We start from the raw sequence: 484 nt of genomic DNA on the forward strand, positions 1-484 counted from the left end.
TTTTGCATAAACAATGTTATCTTTTTCTGAGTATGCTGCATCTCCAATAACAGTTTCAACTTCTACACCTGCTTTTTTGCTTTTTACAATTAAAGTTTCTAATTCTTTTCCATCATGCTTTTCTCCAGAAGTTATTGTAGCTGAAGTTATTATTCTTTCTTCACTCATTGCTATGTGAGTTTTGTAACCAAAAAATGATGTGTCTGCTGTTTTATGCCCAACCTTAGCATCCTCATCTTTTGAAAGCGTTAATTGTTCTATATCATCGTCAACGGATTCCTTTAAAAGGTTTAATTTTTCTTTAACCTTAGGATACTGACTTAGATTATCATCTTCTTCAATTACCCCAATTAATTTTTTGCAATAATCAATCTGATCCTCCAATATACCGTTACTAATCTTTTTAGGAAACTTACTCTTCATTTCTTCATCTATTTCGTAAACAGATTTTCTTAATAGTTTTGATTGTTCAACTAAAACAGCC

At 30.8% G+C, this 484-nt stretch carries 1 protein-coding gene; it reads right to left on the reverse strand.

What is annotated here, in order from left to right; genetic code table 11:
- Positions 1 to 484 (reverse strand): transposase (locus ACJDT4_RS23330; protein ID WP_406790021.1); only part of this gene is annotated, 484 nt, incomplete at both ends.

Source organism: Clostridium neuense (genome assembly GCF_045310695.1).
Lineage (GTDB): Bacteria > Bacillota > Clostridia > Clostridiales > Clostridiaceae > Clostridium_S > Clostridium_S neuense.